The organism is Streptomyces sp. NPDC035033 (assembly GCF_040636735.1).
GTDB lineage: Bacteria > Actinomycetota > Actinomycetes > Streptomycetales > Streptomycetaceae > Streptomyces.
The window spans coordinates 1-25,124 of the sequence record NZ_JBEZUZ010000006.1; the positions used below are offsets into that span (position 1 = coordinate 1).

Annotated in this window: 24 protein-coding genes; 11 read left to right on the forward strand and 13 right to left on the reverse strand. The window is 73.5% G+C overall.

The features are described 5' to 3' along the window. Positions 1-366: 366 nt before the first annotated feature. Positions 367-1,284, forward strand: coding sequence for a TerD family protein (locus tag AB0E83_RS04445; protein WP_362105706.1), 918 nt, complete (start codon positions 367-369; stop codon positions 1,282-1,284). 46 nt (positions 1,285-1,330) lie between these two features. On the opposite strand, the gene AB0E83_RS04450 is transcribed toward AB0E83_RS04445, so the two are convergent. The 6 genes from AB0E83_RS04450 to AB0E83_RS04475 form a co-directional block, all read right to left on the reverse strand. Then, positions 1,331-2,068: a Tellurium resistance gene (locus tag AB0E83_RS04450; RefSeq protein WP_362105709.1), complete on the reverse strand. Its 738-nt coding sequence runs from the start codon at positions 2,066-2,068 to the stop codon at positions 1,331-1,333. A gap of 161 nt (positions 2,069-2,229) precedes the next feature. Continuing rightward, a complete protein-coding gene (locus tag AB0E83_RS04455) occupies positions 2,230-3,375 on the reverse strand; it encodes a DUF475 domain-containing protein (protein WP_362105712.1) in 1,146 nt (381 codons plus the stop codon). 29 nt (positions 3,376-3,404) lie between these two features. After that, positions 3,405-3,980: a TerD family protein gene (locus AB0E83_RS04460; RefSeq protein WP_362105984.1), complete on the reverse strand. Its 576-nt coding sequence runs from the start codon at positions 3,978-3,980 to the stop codon at positions 3,405-3,407. A gap of 143 nt (positions 3,981-4,123) precedes the next feature. Beyond that, a complete protein-coding gene (locus AB0E83_RS04465; protein ID WP_282698172.1) occupies positions 4,124-4,699 on the reverse strand; it encodes a TerD family protein in 576 nt (191 codons plus the stop codon). Positions 4,700-4,861: 162 nt separating this feature from the next. Then, positions 4,862-5,320 (reverse strand): peroxiredoxin, encoded by a 459-nt coding sequence (locus AB0E83_RS04470; protein WP_362105716.1) that lies wholly within the window; start codon positions 5,318-5,320, stop codon positions 4,862-4,864. 162 nt (positions 5,321-5,482) lie between these two features. Continuing rightward, complete coding sequence (locus tag AB0E83_RS04475) at positions 5,483-5,905, reverse strand: DUF3052 domain-containing protein (protein WP_282698170.1); 423 nt, start codon at positions 5,903-5,905, stop codon at positions 5,483-5,485. 442 nt (positions 5,906-6,347) lie between these two features. Here AB0E83_RS04475 and aceE point away from each other — a divergent pair, with 442 nt between their 5' ends. Together aceE and AB0E83_RS04485 are read left to right on the forward strand one after the other, a co-directional pair. Next, positions 6,348-9,080 (forward strand): pyruvate dehydrogenase (acetyl-transferring), homodimeric type, encoded by a 2,733-nt coding sequence (gene aceE, locus AB0E83_RS04480; RefSeq protein WP_362105719.1) that lies wholly within the window; start codon positions 6,348-6,350, stop codon positions 9,078-9,080. A 200-nt stretch (positions 9,081-9,280) separates the two neighbouring features. Continuing rightward, positions 9,281-10,090: a potassium channel family protein gene (locus AB0E83_RS04485; protein WP_362105722.1), complete on the forward strand. Its 810-nt coding sequence runs from the start codon at positions 9,281-9,283 to the stop codon at positions 10,088-10,090. Here the strand turns inward: AB0E83_RS04485 and AB0E83_RS04490 are convergent. Both AB0E83_RS04490 and AB0E83_RS04495 read right to left on the reverse strand, forming a co-directional pair. Then, positions 10,071-10,511 carry a peptidase inhibitor family I36 protein gene (locus AB0E83_RS04490; protein WP_362105987.1) on the reverse strand — a complete coding sequence of 147 codons (441 nt, stop codon included), beginning with the start codon at positions 10,509-10,511 and terminating at the stop codon, positions 10,071-10,073. The two genes, AB0E83_RS04485 and AB0E83_RS04490, sit on opposite strands and share 20 nt — an antisense overlap. Before the next feature lie 152 nt (positions 10,512-10,663). Then, a complete protein-coding gene (locus AB0E83_RS04495) occupies positions 10,664-12,286 on the reverse strand; it encodes an MFS transporter (protein ID WP_362105725.1) in 1,623 nt (540 codons plus the stop codon). Between the two features lie 124 nt (positions 12,287-12,410). Between AB0E83_RS04495 and AB0E83_RS04500 the strand changes: the two genes are divergently transcribed. The 7 genes from AB0E83_RS04500 (at position 12,411) to AB0E83_RS04530 (ending at position 19,924) form a co-directional block, all read left to right on the forward strand. After that, positions 12,411-13,088 (forward strand): TetR family transcriptional regulator, encoded by a 678-nt coding sequence (locus tag AB0E83_RS04500; protein ID WP_362105728.1) that lies wholly within the window; start codon positions 12,411-12,413, stop codon positions 13,086-13,088. Positions 13,089-13,162: 74 nt separating this feature from the next. Then, a complete protein-coding gene (locus tag AB0E83_RS04505) occupies positions 13,163-14,377 on the forward strand; it encodes an alpha/beta hydrolase (RefSeq protein ID WP_362105731.1) in 1,215 nt (404 codons plus the stop codon). A 74-nt stretch (positions 14,378-14,451) separates the two neighbouring features. After that, a complete protein-coding gene (locus tag AB0E83_RS04510) occupies positions 14,452-15,327 on the forward strand; it encodes a DUF4429 domain-containing protein (protein ID WP_362105734.1) in 876 nt (291 codons plus the stop codon). 122 nt (positions 15,328-15,449) lie between these two features. Further along, positions 15,450-16,886, forward strand: coding sequence for a sensor histidine kinase (locus AB0E83_RS04515; protein WP_362105737.1), 1,437 nt, complete (start codon positions 15,450-15,452; stop codon positions 16,884-16,886). Between the two features lie 42 nt (positions 16,887-16,928). Then, positions 16,929-17,606, forward strand: a complete 678-nt coding sequence (locus tag AB0E83_RS04520) for a response regulator transcription factor (RefSeq protein WP_362105740.1) — start codon at positions 16,929-16,931, stop codon at positions 17,604-17,606. A 141-nt stretch (positions 17,607-17,747) separates the two neighbouring features. Then, positions 17,748-18,731 (forward strand): alpha/beta hydrolase, encoded by a 984-nt coding sequence (locus AB0E83_RS04525; RefSeq protein ID WP_362105743.1) that lies wholly within the window; start codon positions 17,748-17,750, stop codon positions 18,729-18,731. Further along, positions 18,728-19,924: an acyltransferase gene (locus tag AB0E83_RS04530; RefSeq protein WP_362105746.1), complete on the forward strand. Its 1,197-nt coding sequence runs from the start codon at positions 18,728-18,730 to the stop codon at positions 19,922-19,924. The genes AB0E83_RS04525 and AB0E83_RS04530 overlap by 4 nt, the downstream gene beginning before the upstream one ends. A 23-nt stretch (positions 19,925-19,947) precedes the next feature. Here the strand turns inward: AB0E83_RS04530 and AB0E83_RS04535 are convergent, their stop codons facing one another. Together AB0E83_RS04535 and AB0E83_RS04540 are read right to left on the reverse strand one after the other, a co-directional pair. Then, positions 19,948-20,967, reverse strand: coding sequence for an aldo/keto reductase (locus AB0E83_RS04535; protein WP_362105749.1), 1,020 nt, complete (start codon positions 20,965-20,967; stop codon positions 19,948-19,950). Further along, on the reverse strand, positions 20,964-21,374 hold the full coding sequence (locus AB0E83_RS04540; RefSeq protein WP_362105752.1) for a MerR family transcriptional regulator: 411 nt from the start codon (positions 21,372-21,374) through the stop codon (positions 20,964-20,966). The genes AB0E83_RS04535 and AB0E83_RS04540 overlap by 4 nt, the downstream gene beginning before the upstream one ends. A gap of 51 nt (positions 21,375-21,425) precedes the next feature. Here AB0E83_RS04540 and AB0E83_RS04545 point away from each other — a divergent pair, with 51 nt between their 5' ends. Further along, entirely contained in the window at positions 21,426-22,256 is an 831-nt protein-coding gene (locus tag AB0E83_RS04545) for a serine hydrolase domain-containing protein (RefSeq protein ID WP_362105755.1), read from the forward strand. Positions 22,257-22,266: 10 nt separating this feature from the next. On the opposite strand, the gene AB0E83_RS04550 is transcribed toward AB0E83_RS04545, so the two are convergent. The 3 genes from AB0E83_RS04550 to AB0E83_RS04560 form a co-directional block, all read right to left on the reverse strand. Next, positions 22,267-22,872: a hypothetical protein gene (locus tag AB0E83_RS04550; RefSeq protein WP_362105758.1), complete on the reverse strand. Its 606-nt coding sequence runs from the start codon at positions 22,870-22,872 to the stop codon at positions 22,267-22,269. Then, a complete protein-coding gene (locus AB0E83_RS04555) occupies positions 22,869-24,293 on the reverse strand; it encodes a HAMP domain-containing sensor histidine kinase (protein WP_362105990.1) in 1,425 nt (474 codons plus the stop codon). The genes AB0E83_RS04550 and AB0E83_RS04555 overlap by 4 nt, the downstream gene beginning before the upstream one ends. A 119-nt stretch (positions 24,294-24,412) precedes the next feature. Further along, entirely contained in the window at positions 24,413-25,096 is a 684-nt protein-coding gene (locus AB0E83_RS04560) for a response regulator transcription factor (protein ID WP_362105761.1), read from the reverse strand. Between the last annotated feature and the right edge of the window lie 28 nt (positions 25,097-25,124).

The window sequence follows — 25,124 nt, forward strand, 5'->3', positions numbered from 1 at the left end:
GGCTCCGGTACCCGGCGGACGTACGGTCCCGGTACCGCCGGGGGTACGGCTCCGGTACCGCCCCGGCGTACGGGCCCGGTACGCCGGACGTACGGGCCGGCACCGCCCGGCACCGGCAGGCGCACGGGCCGGCACCGCCGGACGCGCGGGGCGGCGTGGCGGGCGTACGGCCCCTGTTCCCCATGGCGTACGGCCCCGGTTCCCCACGGCGTACGGCCCCGGTGCCGCCGGGCGCGCGGCCCCCGGTTCCGCGCGGCGCGCGGCTCCGGTACCGCCGGTCGGGTGGTGCCGGGCGGGCGGGCGGTGGGGGCGGCTCCGCTACCCGTGGTGCCCCCGCGTTGTCCCCCGGTCGGGCAGGAGGGCAGGATGGCCGTCATGACGCACGCGATGCTGAAGGGCTCCAACGTCCCTCTCGACACCGCGGCCGTACGGGCCGTGCTCCGCTGGACCCCGGGCCCCGGGGTCCCCGACGTGGACGCCTCGGCCCTGGTCCTCGGCCCCGACGGGCGGGTCCGCTCGGACGAGGACTTCGTCTTCTACAACCAGCCGCGCCACCCCTCGGGCCTGGTGCGACGGCTGCCGAAGAAGCGGGTGGCCGACGGACTGACGGACACCGTCGAGGCCGACCTCGGCGGACTCGACCCCTCCGTCGACCGGGTGGTGCTGGCCGCCTCCTCGGACGGCGGCACCTTCCGCGCGGTGACGGACCTGCGGATCGCGCTGTACGACGCCGCGGCGGGGCCCGAGCGGGAGCCGCTGGCGCTCTTCGACGTGACGGCGGAGACCGGCGAGGAGACCGCGGTCATCTGCGGCGAGCTGTACCGCCGCGGCGAGGGCTGGAAGTTCCGCGCGGTCGGGCAGGGCTATCCGACCGGCCTGGTGGGCCTGGCGACGGACTTCGGCATCTCGGTCGACGAGGCCCCGGAGGGCGCGGAGGAGGCGTCCGACGCGACCGGGACGGCCGCCGGGACCCCCGAGCCGGCCGGGACCGCCGAGGGCGCCCTGGCCGAGACGGCGGTCGTCGACAGCGCCGCCGTCGGCGCCGGTACGGGCTCCGCCGCACACCCGGACCTCGACGCGACCGTCGTCCACACCCCCGTGCCGCCGTCCCCGCCCGTGCCGCCGATGCCCGAGCGGGCGCCCGCCTACGGCTACCCGCAGGCGCGGGTGCCGGGCCCTGGGCCCGCGTACGGCTACCCGCAGCCGGTGCACGCCGCGCACGGCCCGGAGGCGGCCCCGGAGTTCCGGATGCCGCCGATGGGGCCGCAGTTCCAGGGCCGGTGAGGGCCGGGCGGCCCGCAGGCCGCCCGGCGGGCGCCGGGGGCCGCCGTCACGCCTTCGTCTTGTAGCCGCGGCCCCACTGCAGTCCCCAGCCGTAGAGGCGGTCCAGCTCGGCCTGGAAGCCGTAGACGAACCGCACCTCGCGCCGGACCAGCAGCTCGCCCTTGCTGTTGTCCACGGAGAAGACGGCGCAGGAGCGGGCCTGCGGGGCGCGCTCGTCGAGCTCGATCTCGATGCGGGGGCCGTTGCTCGGATAGAGGGTGATCTTGGCGTGGGTCCGGTCGAAGGCCGGGGTCTGGTCGTAGATGTACGCGAAGAAGAGCAGCCGCTTGATCTCGTCCTGGTGGTCGAGGTTGACGAAGATCGTCTCCCCGGAGGGGGCGCCGAACCGGTCGTCGCCGCTGAGCTTCACGTACGGGGCCGCGTTGAGGTCGCCGAAGAAGCCGCCGAGCGGCTGTACGACGCCCTTGCTGCCGTCCTTGAGCTCGTACAGGCAGCCGAGGTCGAGGTCGACGTTGACCATGCCCTGGGTGTGGGCCTGGACGACCTCGGGCTTGAAGAACTGGGCGGGGTTGCGCAGCAGCCGGCCGCTCTGCCGGGAGCGGCCCTCGATGTCGGAGGTCCGCATCCGCCAGGAGAGGTTGACGCGGAGGTTGCCGGTGGCGCCGCCCTGCTTGGCCAGCGAGACCGTGGGGCGCCGCCGGGTCAGGTCGATGGTGTGGGACGCGCCCACGCCCGTGTCGAAGGACGTCGTCCGTCCCGGAATCAGGTTGTCCCAGAAGGCCATCCGGCCCACCCCCCACATCGGTCGCCTCGGTCGCCGATCGCCTCGTCCGTCCGCCACACGCCTGCGGGGCGGCCGGACGCGCCGGCCGCCCCGCAGGGAAGCGTTCCTCATTGTCCCCGGTGTCACACCCCGCGGCGGGGCGCACACCCGGGAGCAGGGTGTCACACCCCGGAGCTCACCTCGGCCTTGTCGTCCGAGGAGCCGGAGCCGCCCTCGGCCGCCAGCGCGCGGTTGCGGCGGACGGAGGACCAGAAGGACCAGCCGATCAGGAAGACGCCGATGAGGCCGGTGATGACCTCGTTGATCTCGTACTGGATGGTCACGATGAGGAGCGCGGCGAGGGCGCCGATGGCGTAGTGGGCGCCGTGCTCCAGGTAGACGTAGTCGTCGAGGGTGCCCTGCTTGACCAGGTAGACCGTGAGGGACCGGACGTACATGGCGCCGACGCCGAGGCCGAGCGCCATCAGCACGATGTCGTTGGTGATGGCGAAGGCGCCGATGACGCCGTCGAAGGAGAAGGAGGCGTCGAGGACCTCCAGGTAGAGGAACATGAAGAAGGCGGCCTTGCCGGCGAGCTGGATCGCGGAGACCTTCTTGCCGCTGCGCCGGGCCTCTTCCTCGGCCTCGTGCTCGCGCTCCTCCTCCTCTTCCAGCTTGTTCTCGAAGAAGCCGGAGAGACCGCCGACGACGAGGTAGGTGATGAGGCCGGCGATGCCGGAGATGAGGACGGTCTGCGACTTGTCGGCGTGCAGGCCGCCGTGCTGGTGGGCCTGGGTGGCGACGGTCATCGAGGCCACGAGCAGGACGATCAGCGCGATGCAGACCGACAGCATGTCGACCTTGCCGAGCTTGGCCAGCGGGCGCTCCAGCCAGCCGAGCCACTTGATGTCACGGTCCTCGAAGATGAAGTCGAGGAAGATCATCAGCAGGAACATGCCGCCGAAGGCCGCGATCGACGGGTGCGCGTCGGTGACCAGTTCCTCGTAGCGGTTGGCGTCCGTGAGCGCCAGGTCCACGGCCTCGATCGGACCGATCTTGGCGCTCACCGCGACGATCAGAACGGGGAAGACCAGGCGCATTCCGAAGACGGCGATCAGAATGCCGATGGTGAGGAAGATCTTCTGCCAGAAGGCATTCATCTTCTTCAGGATCCCGGCGTTGACCACCGCGTTGTCGAAGGAGAGCGAGATCTCGAGGATGCAGAGGATCGCGACGATCCCGAACGCCTCCCACCCCCCGTAGAGCACTGCGGCGACCAGGCCGAGCGCGGTGACCGCGAACGACCAGCCGAAGGTTTTCAGAATCACTGCCTACCCCATTGTGTGATAACGCGGCTTTACGAAACGTTGACCCCGAAGTCTAGAGCGATGCCCCGCAGACCGGACGCGTACCCCTGGCCGACCGCGCGGAACTTCCATTCGCCGTTGTAGCGGTAGAGCTCGCCGAAGATCATCGCGGTCTCGGTGGAGGCGTCCTCGGAGAGGTCGTAGCGGGCCAGTTCCTGCCCGTCCGCCTGGTTGACGACGCGAATGAAGGCGTTGCTGACCTGACCGAAGGTCTGGCCGCGGTTGTCGGCCTCGTGGATGGAGACCGGGAAGACGATCTTGTCGCACTGGGGCGGGACGCGGGTGAGGTCGACGATCAGCGACTCGTCGTCGCCGTCGCCCTCGCCGGTCAGGTTGTCACCGGTGTGCTCGACCGAACCCTCGGGGCTGCGCAGCTGGTTGTAGAAGATGAAGTAGTCGTCACCGAGCACCCGGCCGGCCTGGCACATCAGGGCGCTGGCGTCGAGGTCGAAGGCGGCCCCGGTGGTGGAGCGCGCGTCCCAGCCGAGTCCCACGAGGACCTTCGTCAGGTTGGGTGCGGCCTTGGAGAGGGAGACGTTGCCTCCCTTGGCGAGCGTGACGCCCATGGTGTTCGGTTCCTCCCCGGTGGATGCTGCTGCCATGAGGCACGTCCGGCGCCGCACGGGAGGTGCGGCGCCGGACGTCGTCGAGCGGGACCCGGGGCCGGGCCTGGAGCGGCCCGGACCCGAACGGTCCTGAGGCGTACGGCTCAGACGTTGACGCCGAAGTCCTGCGCGATGCCGCGCAGGCCCGAGGCGTAACCCTGGCCGACCGCGCGGAACTTCCACTCCGCGCCGTGGCGGTACAGCTCGCCGAAGACCATGGCGGTCTCGGTGGAGGCGTCCTCGGAGAGGTCGTACCGGGCGATCTCGGCGCCGCCGGCCTGGTTCACGACGCGGATGAACGCGTTGCGCACCTGGCCGAAGGACTGCTGGCGGTTCTCGGCGTCGTAGATGGACACCGGGAAGACGATCTTGGAGACGTCGGCCGGGACGGCGGCCAGGTTGACCTTGACCTGCTCGTCGTCGCCCTCGCCCTCGCCGGTGAGGTTGTCACCGGTGTGCTCGACGGAACCGTCGGCGCTCTTGAGGTTGTTGAAGAAGACGAAGTCCTGGTCGTTGCGGACCTTGCCGGCCTCGTTCACCAGGATGGCGCTGGCGTCGAGGTCGAAGTCCGTACCGGTGGTGGTGCGGACGTCCCAGCCCAGACCGACGGTCACGGCGGTGAGGCCAGGGGCCTCCTTGGTCAGCGAGACGTTGCCGCCCTTGCTGAGGCTGACTCCCACGAGTCCCTCCATAGGTTTCCAGGGGCAGCGCCCCCAGTCGTGCGTTGGCATCGGATCAACGACTGGATCCTAGTGACGGGTTCCCCGTCGAAACAGACGATTCGCCCGGGGAGTCGGCGGGTGTCGGCGACACCCGCCGGTTCCGGGGCCGGCGCGGCGGACTCAGAGGGCCTTGAGCGCCTGGACGTACGCGTCGAGGTCGCGGGCGTCGGGCAGGGCGTTGACGACCGTCCAGCGGACGACGCCCTCCTTGTCGATGATGAAGGTGCCGCGGACGGCGCAGCCCTTCTCCTCGTCGAAGACGCCGTAGGCACGGGAGGCCTCGCCGTGCTTCCAGAAGTCGGAGAGCAGCGGGTACTCCAGGCCCTCCTGCTCGGCGAAGACGCGCAGGGTGTGGATGGAGTCGTTGGAGACGGCGAGGAGCTGGGTGTCGTCATTGACGAACTTCGGCAGGTTGTCGCGGAGCTCGCAGAGCTCACCGGTGCACACACCGGTGAAGGCGAAGGGGTAGAAGAGCAGCACGACGTTCTTCTCGCCGTGGAAGTCCGAGAGCCTCACGGTGCGGCCGTGGTTGTCCTTGAGCTCGAAATCGGGGGCCTTGGTGCCGACCTCGATCGCCATCGCGTACGCATCCCTTCGACGGGGCCCGGCCTCTGGGCCGAACCGGTGAACCCCACCCTACGGCCTGGCCGGCCGCGCCCCGCCCGGCCCCGGAGCGGGCGGGCCCCGGACGCGCGGAAGCCCCCGCCGGGCACCGGCGGGGGCTTGCGCGCAGCAGGGGGATCAGCGCTTGGGAGCGGCCAGGCGGGTGCCCGTCCAGTCCTTGGCGACGCTGATGCTCTTGGTCTGGGAGAGACCAGCGGTCTGCGCGGCATCGTTGATGTCGCTCGGCTCGATGTAGCCGTCGCGGCCGGTCTTCGGAGTCAGCAGCCAGATGTTGCCGCCGTCCTCCAGCAGACCGATGCTGTCCACCAGTGCGTCGGTGAGATCACCGTCCTCGTCACGGAACCAGAGGACGACGGCGTCTGCGACGTCGTCGTAGTCCTCGTCCACGAGCTCCTGGCCGATGATGGACTCGATGCCTTCACGGAGATCCTGGTCGACGTCGTCGTCGTAGCCGATCTCCTGGACCACCTGTCCGGGCTCGAACCCCAGCCTCGCCGCCGGGTTGGTCCGCTCCTCCGCGTGGTCCGCGGTCGCGCTCACGGCTTGCCTCCTGATCATGTATCGGAAAATGCTCGGGCCGCGCGTGCGCGCGGCGCTGGCCGTAGTCCACACGTGCCGGGGCGGATCGCGCAAGTACCCGGCCGCGGAGACCGCCGAAACGGTGACGTTTGGGGCCGTCTCACCGCAACTTCCGGCGCCTTTCGACAGCGCTCCGTGATCAGGGGTACACGATTCGTCCCGCTGTGCGGGTTTCTGCGGTTTCAGTCTGCCGAACGCCTTGCCGAAACGCATGCGCGGATTGGGCGTAAGGTTGCGATTTGACCACGCCCCGTACGCGGGAGGGCGCGGGGAGGGCCACCTCTCGGTAAAGATGACGTGTGCCGCGCGCCGGGTACACGATGGACGTCCCGGCCTCGGACATCCCGGCCTCCACGGGGCTCCCCTCCCTCGTGGGGCTCCCCCCGACCAGCGAAGGAACAGCGTGGCTCCCGGATCCGATCGCAACCCGATCATCATTGGCGGCCTTCCCAGCCAGGTCCCGGATTTCGACCCCGAAGAGACCCAGGAGTGGCTCGACTCCCTCGACGCGGCGGTCGACGAGCGGGGCCGGGAGCGGGCCCGCTACCTGATGCTGCGGCTGATCGAGCGCGCCCGCGAGAAGCGGGTGGCCGTGCCCGAGATGCGCAGCACGGACTACGTCAACACCATCGCCACCAAGGACGAGCCCTTCTTCCCCGGCAACGAGGAGATCGAGCGCAAGGTCCTCAACGCCACCCGGTGGAACGCGGCCGTGATGGTCTCGCGCGCCCAGCGCCCGGGCATCGGCGTCGGCGGCCACATCGCCACCTTCGCCTCCTCCGCCTCTCTCTACGACGTGGGCTTCAACCACTTCTTCCGGGGCAAGGACGAGGGCGACGGCGGAGACCAGATCTTCTTCCAGGGGCACGCCTCCCCCGGCATCTACGCCCGCGCCTTCCTCCTCGACCGGCTGACCGCGGCCCAGCTCGACGGCTTCCGCCAGGAGAAGTCGAGGTACCCGGACGGGCTGTCGTCCTATCCGCACCCGCGGCTGATGCCGGACTTCTGGGAGTTCCCGACGGTGTCGATGGGCCTCGGCCCGCTCGGCGCGATCTACCAGGCCCGGATGAACCGGTACATGGAGGCGCGCGGGATCGCCGACACGTCGAAGTCGCACGTGTGGGCCTTCCTCGGCGACGGCGAGATGGACGAGGTCGAGTCGCTCGGCCAGCTCTCCATCGCGGCCCGCGAGGGCCTCGACAACCTCACCTTCGTCGTCAACTGCAACCTCCAGCGGCTCGACGGCCCGGTCCGCGGCAACGGCAAGATCATCCAGGAGCTGGAGTCGATCTTCCGGGGCAACGGCTGGAACGTCATCAAGCTGATCTGGGACCGCTCCTGGGACCCGCTGCTCGCCCAGGACCGCGACGGCATCCTGGTGAACAAGCTGAACACCACCCCGGACGGGCAGTTCCAGACGTACGCCACGGAGACCGGCGGGTACATCCGCGACCACTTCTTCGGCGACGACCACCGGCTGCGGGCCATGGTCGAGTCCATGTCGGACCAGCAGATCCTCCACCTGGGGCGCGGCGGCCACGACCACAAGAAGATCTACGCGGCCTACGCGGCGGCCAAGGCGCACAAGGGCCAGCCGACGGTGATCCTGGCGCAGACCGTCAAGGGCTGGACCCTCGGCCCCAACTTCGAGGGCCGCAACGCCACCCACCAGATGAAGAAGCTGACGGTCGACGACCTCAAGCGCTTCCGCGACCGGCTGCACATCCCGGTCTCCGACAAGGAGCTGGAGTCCGGTCTCCCGCCGTACTACCACCCGGGCCGGGAGTCCGAGGAGATCCAGTACATGCACGACCGCCGCAGCGCGCTCGGCGGTTACGTGCCGACCCGGGTCGTGCGGTCGAGGCCGCTGGCCCTGCCGGACGACAAGACCTACGCGGCGGTCCGCAAGGGCTCGGGCCAGCAGTCGATCGCCACCACGATGGCCTTCGTCCGGCTGCTGAAGGACCTGATGCGGGACAAGGAGATCGGCAAGCGCTTCGTGCTGATCGCCCCCGACGAGTACCGCACCTTCGGCATGGACTCCTTCTTCCCGAGCGCCAAGATCTACAACCCGCTCGGCCAGCAGTACGAGGCGGTGGACCGCGAACTCCTCCTCGCCTACAAGGAGTCCCCGACCGGCCAGATGCTGCACGACGGCATCTCCGAGGCCGGCTGCACGGCCTCGCTGATCGCCGCGGGCTCGGCCTACGCCACCCACGGCGAGCCGCTGATCCCGGTCTACGTCTTCTACTCGATGTTCGGCTTCCAGCGGACCGGCGACCAGTTCTGGCAGATGGCCGACCAGCTCGCGCGCGGCTTCGTCCTGGGCGCCACCGCCGGCCGCACCACGCTGACCGGCGAGGGCCTCCAGCACGCCGACGGCCACTCCCACCTCCTCGCTTCGACGAACCCGGCCTGCATCGCCTACGACCCGGCCTTCGGCTTCGAGATCGCGCACATCGTCAAGGACGGCCTGCGCCGGATGTACGGCCCCGAGGCCGAGGACGTCTTCTACTACCTGACGGTCTACAACGAGCCGATCCAGCACCCGGCCGAGCCGGAGGACGTGGACGTGGAGGGCATCCTCCAGGGCATCCACCTCTTCAAGCGCGGCGAGGCCGGCACGATCCCGGCGCAGATCATGGCCTCCGGCGTCGCCGTCCCGTGGGCGGTCGAGGCGCAGCGGATCCTCGCCGAGGAGTGGAACGTCAGGGCCGACGTCTGGTCCGCGACCTCCTGGAACGAGCTGCGCCGCGAGGCGGTGGCGGTCGAGGAGCACAACCTGCTCCACCCGGACGAGGAGCAGCGCGTCCCGTACGTCACCCGCAAGCTCCAGGCCGCCGAGGGCCCCTTCGTGGCGGTCTCGGACTGGATGCGCTCGGTGCCGGACCAGATCTCCCGCTGGGTCCCCGGCCCGTACACCTCCCTCGGCGCGGACGGCTTCGGTTTCGCGGACACCCGCGGCGCCGCCCGCCGGTACTTCCACATCGACGCCCAGTCGGTCGTCCTGGCGGTGCTGACCGAGCTGGCCCGCGACGGCAAGGTGGACCGCGCGGTCCTGAAGCAGGCGGTGGACCGCTACCAGCTCCTCGACGTGGCGGCCGCCGACCCGGGCCCCGCGGGCGGCGACGCCTGACGGCCCGGAGAGGGCGCGGCGCCCGGTGACGGGTGCGGCGCCCGGTGACGGGGCGCGGCGCCCGGTGACGGGTGTGGTGCCCGGTGACGGGTGTGGTGCCCGGTGACGGGTGTGGTGCCCGGTGACGGGTGTGGTGCTCCTGGTGAGGGCGGTGGGACCGGCGGTCCCGCCGCCCTTCGGCATTCCTTACGATGCCCCGCATGTCCGTGAAGAAGGAGCGCCCCTCGAAGGGCCGCTGGGAAGAGCGCACCCAGGCGCCGCTGCTGGCCCTGGCGGTGGTCTTCGGCATCGCGTACGCCGTGCCGATCGTCGCCCCCGGCGCCGAGCCGTGGGTGCTCCGGCTGTGCCACTACGCGGAGTGGGCGGTGTGGGGCGCCTTCGCCCTGGACTACCTGGTCCGGCTCTGTCTCGCCCCGGCCCGCTGGGCCTTCGTCCGCTCCCACTCCCTCGATCTCCTCGCGGTGCTGCTGCCGCTGGTGCAGCCGCTGCGGCTGCTGCGCGTGGTCTCCACCCTCCTCCTCGTGGGCCGGCGGGCCCGGATGGCCCCGCAGATCACGCTCACCACCTATGTGGCGGGCGCGGTGGTCGGGCTGATGATGTTCGGCTCGCTGGCGGTGCTGCACGTGGAGCGGGACGCGCCGGAGGGGAACATCAAGACCCTGGGCGACGCCGTCTGGTGGTCCTTCACCACGATGACGACGGTCGGCTACGGCGACCACGCGCCGACGACCGGTCTCGGACGGGTGCTCGCGGTCGGGCTGATGCTCTCGGGCATCGCCCTGCTCGGTGTGGTCACCGCCAACATCGCGGCCTGGTTCATCGCCCGCTTCGAGCGGGACGACGCGGTGGAGCGCCGGCAGACGGAGCTCCTGGAGGCGCTGACCCGGGAGGTCCGCGAGCTGCGCGCCGAGGTGGCCCGCCTCTCGGGACCCGTACCGCCGCAGGCCGGGGCGGGCCCGGAGGACGTACCCGAGGCGGAGGCGGAGGCCGCTACCGCTCCCAGAGCTTGAAGGCTCTGACCTCGTAGGGCGTCTGCGGGACCCACGTCCCCCTGCCCGGATAGGTCTCGAACTCGCCCGTCTCCGCGCACTCCGCCGACTGGTACGCGGTGACCGGCCGGCCCGTGCGGACGGCCAGGGACTGGGCCGAGGCCCCGGCCGGGAGGGCGACGCAGCTGTCGAGGTCCGTCGTCGCCAGTTCGTACGTCCACGGCCGGCCCTTGAAGTCGGGCCTCGGCCAGAGGCAGAGCCGCCCGGGCCCGCAGGCCCCGAGCGCGACCCCCGCGGCCGGAGCGGCCCCCGCGGCGGAGGCGGCCCCCGCGGCCCCTGCTGCCCCCACTGCCCGCGCGTCCCCCGCGGCGGGAGCGGCCGCGGCCGGGAGGGCGGCCAGGAGCAGGGCGGCCACCCCCGCGAGCACGGCCGACGCCTTCATGTTCATGCAGATCAACCCCCATGTCGTCACTCTCTGTAACCACGATCATGGAGGAGACGGCCCCGCCAACGGAAGGGGGGCCGCCCCCGTTCCTTCGAACGGGTGACGGCCCCCTCAGGGATCTCAGGGTGCGCCGGGGCGCGGGAGGGGCGTCAGATGTGGCCGCCGCCCATCCCCGCCTGCGCGTTCTCGCCGCGCTTGGTGAGCATCGCGACCAGGGCCGCCACCACGGCCACGACGCCGGCGACGGTGAAGGCCAGGCCCATGCCGTCGAGGAAGGTGTCGTGGATGACGTCCGCGATCTTGGCGAAGAGGTCCGGCGTCATGCCGGGCGCCTGCGCCAGCTCCTGCGGGGCCATGCCGAACTCGGCGGCCTCCTCCAGACGCGGATCGGCCGGGACGGGGATGCCGGCCGCCTTCCAGTTCTCCTCGAAGGCGCCGGAGACCTTGGAGGCCATGACCGCGCCGAGCACCGCGGTGCCGAGCGCGCCGCCGACCTGCATGGCCGCCTGCTGGAGACCGCCGGCGACACCGGAGAGCTCCAGCGGCGCGTTGCCCACGATGACCTCGGTGGCGCCGACCATGACCGGGGCGAGGCCCAGGCCGAGGAGGGCAAACCAGAGGGACATCGCCAGCGTGCTCGTACCGGCCGAGAGCGAGATCATGCCGAACATCGCGACGGCCGTGCAGACCATGCCGCCGACCAGCGGCACCCGCGGGCCGAACTTGGTGATGAGCGCGCCGGCCAGCGGCGAGGAGACGATCATCATCGCGGTCAGCGGCAGCAGCCGCAGACCGGCGTCGATCGGACCGAGCCCCTTCACGCCCTGGAGGTAGAAGGTCACGAAGAAGAGGCCGCCCATGAAGGCGAAGGCCATCAGGACCATCAGCACCACGCCGGCCGAGAGCGGCACCGAGCGGAACATGCCGAGCGGGATGAGCGGCTCCGCGACCTTCGTCTCCCAGACCGCGAAGACGGCGAAGAGGACGACCGAGCCGATCAGGCAGCCCCACGTGTCGGCGCTGGTCCAGCCCCAGTCCGCACCGGCCTTGATGAGGCTCCAGACCAGCAGGCCCATCGCGCCGGAGAGCAGCGCGATGCCGAGGACGTCGAAGGAGCGCGGCGCGTTCTCGGCGCGGTGGTCCCTCAGGATGATCAGGCCGAGGGCGAGCGCGAGCACGCCGACCGGCACGTTGATGAAGAAGACGGACTGCCAGCTGACGTGCTCGACGAGGAAGCCGCCGAGGATCGGGCCGCCGGCGGTGGAGGCGCCGATGACCATGCCCCAGATGCCGATGGCCATGTTCAGCTTCTCGGCGGGGAAGGTGGCGCGCAGCAGGCCGAGCGCGGCCGGCATCAGCAGGGCGCCGAAGAGGCCCTGGAGCACCCGGAAGGCGATCACGAAGGCGATCGAGTCGGAGAGGCCGATGGCGCCGGAGGCGGCGGCGAAGCCCGCGATGCCGATGAGGAAGGTCTGGCGGTGGCCGAAGCGGTCGCCGAGCTTGCCCGCGGTGATCAGGGCGACGGCGAGCGCGAGCAGATAGCCGTTGGTGATCCACTGGAGCTGGTCCAGGGAGGCGCCGAGGTCGGCCTGGATGGCGGGGTTGGCGATGGCGACGATCGTGCCGTCGAGCGCGACCATCATCACGCCGGCCGCGACCGCGAACAGGGTCAGCCAGGGATGGCCGCGCAGTCCCCTCCCCGGGACCGGACCAGGCTCCCGGGTGCCCCCCTGGCCCTGCGGGGCCTTTTCCACTGTGGTCTGACTAGTCATGCGAACGAGGCTAGTGACAGTCACTGACAATTGACAAAGCGATTCACGCGTCGGTAACTGTCACGTAGCTCACAGGTACGCTGAGCAGGGAGAAGCTCCCGCAATCGACCGAAAAGAGGCTCCTTTGACCGTGTCCGTGCCCGGACCGGCCCCCGGACCGTCCGCGCCCGGCCTGCGCGAGCGGAAGAAGCGGCGCACGCGCGACGCGCTCGTCCGGGTCGCCCTGGAGCTCTTCACCACCCAGGGGTACGAGCGGACCACCGTCGACGAGATCGTCGACGCGGTCGAGGTCTCCCAGCGGACCTTCTTCCGCTACTTCTCCTCCAAGGAGGAGGTCGCCTTCGCCGTCCAGCGGACGGTGGAGGAGGAGTTCGTCCGGGCGCTGGTCCGGCGCCCGCCCGAGGAGGGCCCCTTCGACGCGATGCGGGGCGCCGTGCTCGCCGCGTGGGACGGCGTGGGCGAGACGATCGACCGGGTCGTCCCGGTCGAGCTGTACCTGCGGACCTTCTTCATGATCGAGTCGACGCCGGCGCTGCTCGCCGCGCACCTGCGCCGGTCCAGCGAGATGGAGGAGACCATCGCCCGGGTCGTCGCCCGCCGCGAGGGGCTCGACGTGGACACCGATCCGCGCCCCCGGATCGCGGTGGCCGCCTTCAGCGGGGTGATGCGCGTCACCGCCCAGATGTGGGGCAAGGGGACGGACCGCTCCCTGGCGGGGATCCGCGCCCTCACCGAGCGGTACCTGGACCACCTGGGCCCGGCGCTCTCCCTCCACTGGCGGGAACCCGGCGCGCGCCGCTGAGCGTCCTGGGGGAGCGGGCCCGCCTCCCCTTCGGCGGCCGGGCGCGTCATCTCCGCCGTCTAAGGTGTCCGCCCGTGACCTCCACCGACGTCCCGCCGTCCCTCGCCGTCCTGCGCACCCTCCTCGTGCTGGGCGTCGTCCTCGTGATGCTGGCCACCACCGGGTGGACCGGCGTCCGGCACCGGCCGGTGCCGGGCCCCTCCATGGAGGCCGCGCTGGCCGCCTGGGCGCGGGAGCGGATCGGGGACGTCCCGCCGCCCGACCCGGCCACCGCCCCGCCGCGCGCGGTCGCGGCCTGGTTCGCCGCGCTCGGCCCGGCCCGCGCCGAGGGCCTCGCGGAGCGGCATCCGCTCGTCGTCGGCAATCTCGACGGGGCCCCGCCGGCCCTGCGCTACCGCGCCAACCGGATCGGCCTCCGGCGCGCGCTGGCGGCCGAGCGGCCCCGCCTCGACGACCCCCGGCTCTCCGCCGAGGGCCGGCACGAGGCCCGCCGCCGGGTGGACCGCCTCGTCTCCCTGCTGGGACCCGACCGCCGGATCCTCGCCTTCGACCCCACCGGCACGGGACGGGCGGCCGAGGTCCTGGGCGATCTGGAGCGGGCCCGGCGGGTGTCGGTGATCGTGCCCGGCGTCGACACCCACCTCCTCACCTTCCAGAAGACGCGCGGGCGGTACACGGCCCCGGTCGGCATGGCCCGCGCCCTGTACGAGGCCGAGCGGCGCGCCGCGCCCGGCGCCCGGGTCGCGGTCATCGCCTGGGCCGGCTACACCGCCCCGGCGCGGGTCGGGGTCGACGCGGCGACCGGGCGGCTCGCCGCGTCCGGCGCCGACCGGCTCGTCCGCCTCGCCGAGGGCCTGCCGGGGACGGCCCGGGTGGCGCTCTTCTGCCACAGCTACGGCTCCGTGCTGTGCGGGCTCGCCGCGCCCCGGCTGCCGGAGCGGGTGACCGACCTGACGGTGGCCGGCAGCCCGGGGATGCGCGTGGGGTCGGCGGCGGAGCTGGGGACCCGGGCCCGGATCTGGGCGATGCGGGACGCCGGCGACTGGATCGCGGACGTGCCCCACCTGGAGCTCGGCGGGGTCGGGCACGGGGCGGACCCGGTGGCGCCGGAGTTCGGCGCGCGGCTGGTCTCGGCGGCCGGCGCGGTCGGGCACAGCGGCTACTTCGAGCCGGGGACGGAGAGCCTCGGCAACTTCGCGGCGATAGGCGTCGGGGCCTTCGGGCGGGTGGTCTGCGCACGTGCCGACAGCGCTTGCCGCGGGGGAATCTCCGGGGACACCGGCGCCTGACGCGCGTAGATCCCGGAATTTCCGGACAGTTCCGAGGGGCGACGCACGGCCACGCGCCGCTTACGATGAGGCGTATGGGTGATGTGCTGGCCGGAATTCATGCCACCTGGGAGCTGGAGAGCGACGCACTTGTCATCCGCTTCGAACGGGGGATCCGCACGCCGAGGCTGTTCCAGACGCTGCGCGAGCGGCGCGTGCCGTACGAGGCGCTGGCGTCGGCGACGCTCGCGCCGGGCAGGCGCGGCACCGTCGTGCTGCACGCCGTGCCGCGGCCGGGCGCCGATCCGCTGATGGAGGCGGCGGCGGGGCAGCTGAAGGAGACCTGCGACCCGTATCGGCTGGCGCTGCCCGCCGACCGGGAGGACCTCGCCGCCCGCTTCCGCGAGGAGCTGGCCGCGGTGGTCCCGCCGGCCCCCGCCGACCCGGCGGACCGGCTCGACGCGGGGTTCCTGGTGGCGGCGCCGCAGGGGCCGCTCTCCTTCAAGGCGTACGACGGCAAGGCGGCCTTCGACGGCTCGTCCGAGGTCTCCTTCCGCTGGTCCTCGACGATGGCCACGTCGGAGAAGTGGAAGACGGGCGACCAGTCCTTCCCGGTGCGGGAGCTGAGCGGGGTCGAGTGGCGCGCGCCGGACTCCCCCGGCGGGTTCCTGCGGCTGCTCCCCCGGAGCGGCGCGCCCCGTCCGGACCGGCCCGACCACGACCCGGCCTCGGTCGTCCTCGGCCTCGGCTACGGCCCGGTGCACGACTCCCTCCCCTTCGCGGCGGCGGTCCTCGCGGCGATCCGCGCCAAGGACCGGACCCCCGTCCCCGCGGGGGCGCGCAGCGCGGCGCACGGCGATCCCGGCGTCATCGCTGAAAGGATTCGGCACTTGGGCGAACTGCACCGGGCGGGTCTGGTGACGGACGAGGAATTCGCGGCGAAGAAGACGGAACTGCTGGCCGAGCTGTGACGACCGGCGGGGCGGCCGGGGCGCGCGACGAAGGTCGCGCGCCGTCATACCAGGGTCGTACCCGCGATCGTCACCCCTGGTACGACGACCGGGCCGGCCCCGTGAACCTAGGCTGACCCGTCATGAGAGCGATCGAGAAGCGGCCGGCGGCGCGGCGGTCCGCGGCGCGGCTCCGGGACGGGGCGCGGGCGGCCGTCCGGGCGCTCGAAGCCGCCTTCGCCGCGCCCGCCCCGCCCGGGTCCGCCCCCTTCGCGGGGGCGTCCTCCCGGTGGGTGCGGCTGCTGCCGTACGTGTTCGGGGTCGCGCTCGTCGCCTCCCTGCTGCCGGTCACCGTCAACCTCCTCGTCCACGACTACGACGTGCCGGGCGCCCTGGCCGGGGCGCTCGCCACCGCGCAGACCGCGCCGCTGCTGCTCGCCGCGACCCGGCCGCTGCGGGCCTGGTGGGTCGTGCTGCCCGCCGACGTCGCCGGGGCGCTCGTCCTCATGGCCTCCGACGGGCCCCAGGCCCGGCTGTGGCCCTGGACCCCGCCGGCCGTCGTCGGATACTGCGCGCTGATGCTCGCGCTCGGGCTGCGCGAGCCGCGCCGCACCCTCGTCGGGGTGTGGCTGGCGACCGGCGCCGCCGGGTACCTCCTGGAGACCGTCCGGCCGTACGGCGGCACGGGCCTCACCACGCTCCTCTTCGTCCTCGGCGGCGTGCTGCTGCTGCTCGCCTCGGCGGTGCGGGAGCGGAGCGAGGCCCAGCGGAGACTCGCCGAGCAGGAGACGATCAGCGAGGCCGAGCGGGCCCGCCGCACGCTCCTGGAGGAGCGGGCCAGGATCGCCCGGGAGCTGCACGACGTGGTCGCCCACCACATGTCGGTGATCACCGTGCAGGCGGACTCCGCGCCGTACCGCATCCCGGAGCTGCCGGAGGCGGCCCGCGAGGAGTTCGCGGCGATCGCGGGCAGCGCGCGGGAGTCGCTGGCCGAGATGCGGCGGCTGCTCGCGGTGCTCCGCAGCGACGGCGGGGAGGGCGAGCGGGCCCCGCAGCCCGGGCTCGACCGGCTCCAGCAGCTGGTGGAGGCGACCGTGCGGGCCGGGCTGCCGGCCGAGCTGTCGCTCTCCGCGGAGCTCGCCGACGGGCGGACCGAGGTGCCGCAGGCGGTCGGGCTCTCCGCGTACCGGATCGTGCAGGAGGCCCTGGCCAACGTGGTGCGGCACGCGCCGGGCGCCCCGACCCGGGTGTCGGTGCGCGAGGACGGGGCCGGCCGGCTGACGGTCCTGGTGGTCAACGGCCCCGCCGCGGAGCCGGTCGCGCCGCTGGAGACGACGGGCACGGGGCACGGCCTGGTCGGGATGCGCGAGCGGGTGCGGCTCACCGGCGGCACCCTCGACACCGGCCCCCTCCCGGACGGCGGCTTCCGCGTCGCGGCCCGCCTCCCCCTGGGGACGGAGGGAACCCCCTCGGTGGAGGAGGCCCTCACGGTGGAGGAAGCCCCCGCGGCGGAGGAGGCCCCCACGGCCGAGGAAGCCCCCTCGGCGGGAGGACCGCCTCCCGGGCCGGGCGCGAACTAGAGTCGCCGGTACGGGGAGACGTCGAGCGACCGAGGATGCCGTGTGACCATTCGGGTGATCATCGTGGACGACCAGGCCATGGTGCGGGCGGGGTTCGCCGCGCTCCTGGCCGCGCAGGCCGACATCGACGTGGTGGGCGAGGCGCCGGACGGACGGCAGGGGGTCGAGGTGGCCCGGGCCGTCCACCCCGACGTGGTGCTGATGGACGTGCGGATGCCGGAGCTGGACGGGCTGGCGGCCGCCCGGGAGATCCTGCACCCGCCGGCCGGGGTGACCCACCGGCCCAAGGTGCTGATGCTGACCACCTTCGACGTCGACGACTACGTGTACGAGGCGCTGCGGGCCGGGGCCTCCGGCTTCCTGCTCAAGGACGCGCCGCCGGCCGACCTGATCGCCGCCGTACGGATCGTGGCGGCGGGCGACGCGCTGCTCGCGCCGTCCGTGACCCGCCGGCTCATCGCCGACTTCGCCGCCACCCGGCCGGCCGCCCGCAAGGACGTGACGGCGCTCCGGCTCAACGGTCTGACGCCGCGGGAGACCGAGGTCCTGGAGCTGATCGCCCGGGGCCTGTCCAACCAGGAGATCGCGGAGCGCCTCGTGCTCGCCGAGCAGACGGTGAAGACCCACATCGGGCGGGTCCTCGCCAAGCTCGACCTGCGGGACCGCGCCCAGGCGGTGGTCTTCGCCTACGAGTCGGGCCTGGTGACCCCCGGGGGATGACCCCACCCCCCGCCGGGGGACACCTCCTCGTCCGCCCCCTACCCCGGTAGGGGGCGGGAGTTGGCTCCCCGGTGTGACGTGCCGTCACCCACCCCCTTCCTACCTTCCTCTCGCCGACGACGAGAGCGAGGGAGGGCGGGCATGGGCCGCGCGACGAGGACCCTGATCACCGCAGCCGTGGTGACGGCGGTGGTGGGAGGAACGGCGGGCTGGGCGTCCGGCACCGCGCAGGAGCCGGTCACCGGGCCGCCGCCCGGGACCGCCGAGTGGCGGGCCGCGGGCCTGCCGGACCCGGAGCGGACGGACCCGGCGGGGATCGCCCGCTTCTTCGCCGGGCTCGCCCCGGCCGAGCGGCGGAAGCTGGCGCGGACGCACCCGACGGTGGTCGGGAACCTGGACGGGGCGCCCCCGGAGCTGCGGTACGAGGCCAACTCCCGCACCTCGCAGGGGCGTTACCCCGGGGCACGGGTCCTCGCGTACGACCCGCGCGGCCGGGGCCAGGCGGTCCTGGTCTACGGGGACCTGGCGCGGGCCGAGCGGGTGGCGGTGCTGGTGCCCGGCTCCGACGTCGACGCCGGGCGGATGGACTCCCTCACCCGGAAGGCCACCGCCCTGCGGGAGGCGACCGGCGGGCGCGCGGCCGTCGTCGCCTGGGCCGGCTACACCACCCCGGTCGGCGTCGGGCTCGACGCCGCCTCGGGCGAGCTGGCGGAGGCGGGCGCCGGGCGGCTGGCCCGGTTCGCGGAGGGGCTGCGGGCCGCCGGGGTGCGGACCGAGCCGTCCCTGTTCTGCCACAGCTACGGCTCCGTCGTCTGCGGTCTCGCCGCGCACGGCCTGAAGGCCAAGGACCTGGTGGTGTTCGGCTCCCCCGGCATGCGGGCGGAGAACGTCGCCGCGCTGCGGACGACGGCCCGGGTGTGGGCCGCGAAGGACCCCACGGACTGGATCGACCGGGTGCCGAACGTGGCCGTGGCCGGGCTCGGCCACGGCACCGACCCCACCGACCCGGCCTTCGGCGCCCGGCCGGTGCCCGCCGGGGACGCGGACGGCCACGACGGCTACTTCGCGCCCGGCACCTCCTCGCTGCGCGCCTTCGCCGCGATCGCCGAGGGAGGCGTCCGATGAAGACCCTGATCCGGAGGATCGAGGCCGGCACCCCCGCCCACCGGGACCGGGCCGTGGACGGGCTGCGGGCCCTCGCGCTGCTCGCCGTGCCCACCGGGCACTGGCTGCTCGGCGGGTTCACGCTCTCCGCCGACGGCGCGCTCCACAACGCCTCGCCGCTCTCCGCGTTCGGCGCGCTCGCCCCGGCGAGCTGGATCCTCCAGATGCTGGGGATCTTCTTCCTGGTCGGCGGGTACGCCTCCGTCCTGTCCTACCGGCGGCGGACCGGCTCCACCCGGGCGTGGCTCGGCGGGCGGCTCGCCCGGCTCGGCCGGCCGGTGCTCGGGGTGACCGCCGTGTGGGCGGCGCTGCTGCCGCTGCTCCACCACGGCCTCGGGGTGCCGGTGGACACCCTGCGGACGGCGTCCACGCTGGTGGTCCAGCCGCTGTGGTTCGTCGGGGTGTACACGGTGGTGACGGCGCTGACGCCGCTGTGCGTGCGGGCCGCGGGCCGGTTCGGGGCGTGGTCGGCGGCGCCGCTGCTCGGCTCGGTCGCCGTCGTGGACTTCCTGCGGTACGGCCCGTACGCGGACGCCGTGCCGTCCTGGCTGAGCGTGCTGAACATCCTGCCGGGGTGGCTCTTCGCGTACCAGCTCGGCGTCGCCTGGGGCGAGGGCCGGGTGGGCCGCCGGCACGCCTGGACGCTGCTGCTCGGCGGGGCGGCGCTCTTCGCCGCGCTGCTGCTGGTCTTCGGCTACCCGGCGTCGATGGTCGGCGTCCCCGGCGAGGCCCGGACCAACTCGCACCCGCCGTCGCTGCTGGTCCTGGCGCTCGCCGCCGCGCAGAGCGGGGCCGCGGTCCTGCTGCGTGACCGGCTCGGCCGGTGGCTGCGGCGGCCCGCGCTGTGGGCGCCGGTCGTGGTGATCAACCTGTCGGCGATGACGATCCTGTGCTGGCACCAGACGGCGATGCTCGCGGCGGCGGTCCCCGCCTCGTACCTGGGCGAGGTGCCCGGTCTCGTCGGGGCGCCGGACTCGGTCGGCTGGATCCTGGCCCGGCTGGCGTGGATGCCGGTCTTCGCCGGACTGCTCGTGCTGATCGGCCGGTACGCGCGCGGCTTCGAGTCGCCGTGGGCGCGCACCGGTCCGGCCCGCCGCGCGCTCGCGGGCGTGCTCGCGGCGGGGTTCGCGGTCTTCGCCCTGGGCCTGGCGTGAGGCCCCGGCCCGGGCCCCGGGCGTCAGTCCTCGCGGGCGGCCGAGGTGAAGCTCATGTCCGGGTAGCGGTCGCCCGCCACCAGACCGGCCAGCGGCTCCAGTGCGGCGCGTTCGGCCCCGGTGAGGGTGATGCGGGTGGCGGCGGCGTTCTCCTCCAGGCGGGCCCGCCTGCGGGTGCCGGGGATGGGGACGACGGTGAGGCCGTGGACGGCGGCGCGCTGCTGCACCCAGGCGAGGGCGATCTGCGCGGGCGTCGCCCCGTGGGCGGCGGCGATCTCCCGGACCGGGGCGAGGAGGGCCGCGTTCCGTTCGGCGTTCTCGCCGGTGAAGCGGGGCTGGTGCGCGCGGAAGTCGCCGGCCGGGAGGTCCTTGCCGGCGTCGGTGAAGGCGCCGGTGAGGAAGCCGCGGCCGAGCGGCGAGTACGGCACGAAGGTGACGCCCAGCTCCGCGGCGGCGGGCACGGCGGAGCGCTCGACGTCCCGGGAGAAGAGCGACCACTCGGACTGGAGGGCGGCGATCGGGTGGACGGCGTGCGCCTCGCGCAGCTCCGCCCCGGTGACCTCGCTCAGGCCGAGGTGCCGCACCTTGCCCTCGGCGACGAGTTCGGCCATCGCGCCGACGGACTCGGCGAGGGGGACCCGCGGGTCGCGGCGGTGCATGTAGTAGAGGTCGATGGTGTCGACGCCGAGCCGGCGCAGGCTGCCCTCGACGGCCTGCCGGACGTAGGCGCGGTCGTTGCGGATGCCGCGGTGGGCGGGCCGCTCGGGGTCGCGGTGGATGGCGAACTTGGTGGCGATGGTGATCTCGTCGCGGTGGGCGGCGAGGAAGGGGGCGAGGAACTCCTCGTTGGCGCCGCTGCCGTACATGTCGGCGGTGTCGATCAGGGTGACGCCGGCCTCCAGGGCCGCGTCGAGGGTGTCGCGGGCGGCGGCCTCGTCGGTGTCGCCGTAGAACTCGCTGATGCCCATGGCGCCGAAGCCCTGGACGCCGATCTCCGGTCCGTCCGGGCCGCCGAGGCGTACGGTGTCGATCCTGTCGCTCATGAGGAGGGGCCTCCGCAGGTGGTTCCGTAGTGATCGATCTTGACGTCGAGCACGGCGAGCGCGGACCGGAGCTCGGCGATCCGGTCCAGGACGTCGCGGCGGGTGGCCTCCAGGAGGGCCCGGCGCTCCGCGTGGGTGTGGTCGCCCTCGCGCACCAGCTCGGCGTAGCGGACCATGTCCGCGACCGGCATCCCGGTCAGCCGCAGCTTGCCGACGAAGGCCAGCCAGGCGAGGTCCCGCTCGGTGAAGCGGCGCTGCCCGGTGTGCGACCGGTCGACGTGCGGCATCAGGCCGATCCGTTCGTACCAGCGCAGCGTGTGGGCGCTGAGCCCGGTCAGGGCGGCCACTTCGCTGATGGTGTAGCGGTCCCGCCCGGCAAGCCCGGTCGTGCTCTCGATCACGCTCATGCCCCCACGCTAGAAGGTTGGAGTGCACTCCAAGCAAGTAGGCTCGGGCCCATGGAGAGCAGCAGCGTGCCCAGCCTGGCGGCGATCGAGAACTGGCCCGTCCCCACCGCGGCGGCGGCCGTGGTCCGTGCGGACGGCACGGTGGCCGGGAGCCACGGGCCGACCGGGCACCGCTTCCCGCTCGCCTCGGTGACCAAGCCGCTGGCGGCGTACGCGGTGCTCGTCGCGTACGAGGAGGGGGCGATCGACCTCGACGAGCCGGCCGGCCCGGAGGGCGCGACCGTGCGGCACCTGCTCGCCCACACCTCGGGGCTCGCCTTCGACGAGAACCGGGTGCAGGCCGCGCCCGGCACCCGCCGGATCTACTCCAACACCGGCTTCGAGGTCCTGGGCGACCTGGTCGCCAAGGCCACCGACATCCCCTTCGCCGACTACCTGCACCAGGCGGTCCTGGAGCCGCTGGGCATGGCAAGCACGACGCTCGACGGCTCGCCCGCCAAGGACGCGGTGTCGACCGTGGACGACCTGGTGCGGTTCGCGGCCGAGGTGCAGGCGCCCCGGCTGCTCGACGCCCGCACGGTGCTGGACGCGATGACGGTGACGTACCCGGGGCTGACCGGCATCCTGCCCGGTTACGGGCACCAGCGGCCGAACGACTGGGGCCTCGGCTTCGAGATCCGGGGCGCCAAGGCCCCGCACTGGACCGGCACCACGTCCTCGCCGCGCACCTTCGGCCACTTCGGCCAGTCCGGCACCTTCCTGTGGATCGACCCGGACGCGCGGGCCGCGTGCGTGGCGCTCACGGACCGGGCCTTCGGGCCGTGGGCGATCGAGGCGTGGACGCCGTTCACGGACGCGGTCCTCGCGGACCTGCGCCGCTGACGGGGGCCCGCTAGGGCTCGCAGGTCGTCGCGGGCAGCGGGCCGTCCGGGCCCGTGACGGTCACCTCGCGGGCGCCGCCGCGGTCGACGGCGTACGCGGCCGTGCACACCAGCTGGGCGACCGCGCGCTCCGACAGCTCCTGGACCAGGAACGGGGTCTGGAGCCGTATCCCGCCGCCGTCCTCGGACTCGACGCGGACGGGCTCCCGGCTCCTGGGCAGCTCCGTGGTGAGGCCCGCCTGCGTCTCGGCGCCGCCCGGGCCGGCCAGCAGGGCGGCGAGGACCTTCACGGTGGCCAGGCCGGGGACGATCGGATGGGTCAGGTCGACCGGCGCGCGGGCGTCGAGGTGCTCGGAGTCCGCGTGCTCCCCCGCCTCGACGGGATGCGTGGGCACGGGGTCGGGGACGAAGGAGCCGCCGCCGTCCCGGGCGACCGGCATCAGCGCGCCGTCGGGGCCGAGGAACCAGAGCAGCATCCGGCCCTCGGGGAACGGCTGCACGTCGACGCTCGGCGCCTCCCCCGCCTCCACGACGTCGCTGCCCTGGATGCCGCAGCCGGCGAGCAGCGCCAGCGCGGCGGCGGCGAGCGGCGCGCACCGCCGGGAGCGGCGCCTCACAGCGGGATCCTGACCGTGAACACGGCGCCGCCGGCCGGGTGGTTGGCGGCCTCCACGGTGCCGCCGTGCAGGTGGACGTTCTCCTGGGTGATCGCCAGGCCGAGGCCGCTGCCGGCGGAGCGGGCGCGCGCCGGGTCGGCCTTGTAGAAGCGCTCGAAGACGTGCGGCAGGACGTCCGGGTGGATGCCGGGGCCGCGGTCGGAGACCTGGACGACGAGGGTGCCCCCGCCGTCGGTGCCGGCCTCGTCGTCGACGTACACCCGGACCGTGACGAGCGGCCTGCCGTGCCGCAGCGCGTTGCCGACCAGGTTGGCGACGACGACGTCGAAGCGGCGGGGGTCGAGGCGGGCCCGGATGCCCTCCCCGAGGGCCGCGTGGACCTGCTCCGGATCGGTCCAGCGCCGGCCGGCGAGGGTCCGGCGGACGCAGTCGGCGACGTCGACCTCGTCGGTGTGGAGCTCGGCGGCGCGGGCGTCGAAGCGGGAGATCTCCATCAGGTCCTCGACGAGCACGGCGAGCTTGACCGTCTCGGCGCTGATCAGCCGGACCGCGCGGGCGGTGTCGCTGTCCAGCGCGCCCGCGTCCTCGTCCAGCACCTCGGTGACGGCGAGCATCCCGGCGAGCGGGGTGCGCAGCTCGTGCGAGACGTCGGAGGCGAAGCGGCGGGCGCGGGCCTCGGCGCGGCGCAGCTCGGCGACGGAGCGCTCCAGTTCGGCGGCGGACTCGTTGAAGGTGCGGGCCAGGTCGGCGAGTTCGTCGCTGCCCTTGGCGTGGATGCGGGTGTCGAGGCGGCCCCGGCCCATGCTGTGGGCGGCGGCGCGGAGTTCGCGGACCGGGCGGAGGACCCCGCGGGCGGCGAGCAGCGCCGGGATCAGGGCGATGGCGAGGGCGGGCAGGGCCCCGTCGCGGGCGGCGGTGACCATGGCCTCGACGTTCGCCTCCTCCTCGCGCAGCTCCATGACGGCGTAGAGGACGAGGCCGGTGGGCCGGGGGTCGATGGTCTTGTCGGCGTGGACGCGGAAGAGGGCGGGGACGCCGATCGTCAGGTAGGGGGTGCCGTTCTTCACGACCCGCTGGAAGGCGGTGTGCGGGGTGCCCTCGCGGCTGTGGGCGCGGGCCTTGAGCTCGGGGGTGAGGACGGTGGACTCGGGGCGGTCGGCGGAGGAGACGCGGAGGCTGCCGTACTCGGCGTAGACCCGCCAGGCGCGGGACTTGCCCTGGCGGGCGATGGTCCGGAGGGAGTCGCGGAGCTGGTCCTCGCCGAGGGGCAGGCTGATGTTGAGGGCGTCGACCTGCTCGCGGAAGGCGGAGACGGCGGTGTTCTGCGTCTGCTCCAGGATGGCGCTGCGGGCGGCCCGGTAGGTGAGGGCGGCGGTGGTGCCGCAGCCGACGGCGGCGACCAGGAGGAAGGCGAAGACCATCCGGGTGCGCAGGCCGAACGGGCGGGGGCGGCGGAACCGGGCGCGGGCCCGGCGCCGGGGCGCGGCCGGCTCCGGTGCCGGGGTGGTGTCCGGTTCCCCGCCGGGGTGCACGCAGGCCCTCACAGCGGTCCGAAGCGGTAGCCGAAGCCGCGCAGGGTCTGGATGTAGCGGGGTTCGCCGGGGGTGTCCTCGACCTTGGCGCGCAGCCGCCGCACGCAGGCGTCCACGAGACGGGCGTCGCCGTGGTAGTTGTGCTCCCAGACGTGCTCCAGGAGCTGCTGGCGGCTGAAGACCTGCTCGGGGGCGGCGGTCAGGTGGAGCAGGAGCTTGAGCTCGGAGGGGGCGAGGGCGAGCCGTTCGCCGTTCTTGGCGACGGTGAGGCCGGCCCGGTCGACGGCGAGGGCGCCGTGGTGCTCGACGGCGGGGCGGCCGCCGCCGGGTTCCTCGATGCGGCGCAGGACGGCGCGGATGCGGGCCTCGATGACCTCGGTGCGGGCCGGTTTGACGATGTAGTCGTCGGCGCCGGCCTCCAGGCCGACGACGACGTCGAAGTCGTCGCCGCGGGCGGTGAGCATGATGATCGGGAGCTGGCTGCTCTCGCGGACCCGGCGGCAGACCTGGACGCCGTTCATGCCGGGCAGCATGAGGTCGAGCAGCAGCAGGTCGGGGCGGAACTCGCCGAGGGCGGCGAGGCCGGCCTCCCCGGTGGCGGCGGTGCGCACCTCGTGCCCGCGGCGCCGGAGCCCGAGCTCGACGCCTTCGCGGACCGAGGGGTCGTCTTCGATGAGGAGCACGCGAGGCATTCGTGGAGTATCCCAAGGTCGGTGGGGG

Coding starts and splice junctions, on each gene's coding strand:
- AB0E83_RS04485 (WP_362105722.1), top strand. CDS start 9,281: ATGTCCGTGAAGAAGGAGCGCCCCTCGAAGGGCCGCTGGGAAGAGCGC.
- AB0E83_RS04535 (WP_362105749.1), bottom strand. CDS start 20,967: ATGAGCGACAGGATCGACACCGTACGCCTCGGCGGCCCGGACGGACCG.
- AB0E83_RS04490 (WP_362105987.1), bottom strand. CDS start 10,511: ATGAAGGCGTCGGCCGTGCTCGCGGGGGTGGCCGCCCTGCTCCTGGCC.
- AB0E83_RS04545 (WP_362105755.1), top strand. CDS start 21,426: ATGGAGAGCAGCAGCGTGCCCAGCCTGGCGGCGATCGAGAACTGGCCC.
- AB0E83_RS04460 (WP_362105984.1), bottom strand. CDS start 3,980: ATGGGCGTCACGCTCGCCAAGGGAGGCAACGTCTCCCTCTCCAAGGCC.
- AB0E83_RS04555 (WP_362105990.1), bottom strand. CDS start 24,293: ATGGTCTTCGCCTTCCTCCTGGTCGCCGCCGTCGGCTGCGGCACCACC.
- AB0E83_RS04540 (WP_362105752.1), bottom strand. CDS start 21,374: ATGAGCGTGATCGAGAGCACGACCGGGCTTGCCGGGCGGGACCGCTAC.
- AB0E83_RS04530 (WP_362105746.1), top strand. CDS start 18,728: ATGAAGACCCTGATCCGGAGGATCGAGGCCGGCACCCCCGCCCACCGG.
- AB0E83_RS04525 (WP_362105743.1), top strand. CDS start 17,748: ATGGGCCGCGCGACGAGGACCCTGATCACCGCAGCCGTGGTGACGGCG.
- AB0E83_RS04515 (WP_362105737.1), top strand. CDS start 15,450: ATGAGAGCGATCGAGAAGCGGCCGGCGGCGCGGCGGTCCGCGGCGCGG.
- AB0E83_RS04510 (WP_362105734.1), top strand. CDS start 14,452: ATGGGTGATGTGCTGGCCGGAATTCATGCCACCTGGGAGCTGGAGAGC.
- AB0E83_RS04445 (WP_362105706.1), top strand. CDS start 367: ATGGCCGTCATGACGCACGCGATGCTGAAGGGCTCCAACGTCCCTCTC.
- AB0E83_RS04450 (WP_362105709.1), bottom strand. CDS start 2,068: ATGGCCTTCTGGGACAACCTGATTCCGGGACGGACGACGTCCTTCGAC.
- AB0E83_RS04495 (WP_362105725.1), bottom strand. CDS start 12,286: ATGACTAGTCAGACCACAGTGGAAAAGGCCCCGCAGGGCCAGGGGGGC.
- AB0E83_RS04560 (WP_362105761.1), bottom strand. CDS start 25,096: ATGCCTCGCGTGCTCCTCATCGAAGACGACCCCTCGGTCCGCGAAGGC.
- AB0E83_RS04470 (WP_362105716.1), bottom strand. CDS start 5,320: ATGGCGATCGAGGTCGGCACCAAGGCCCCCGATTTCGAGCTCAAGGAC.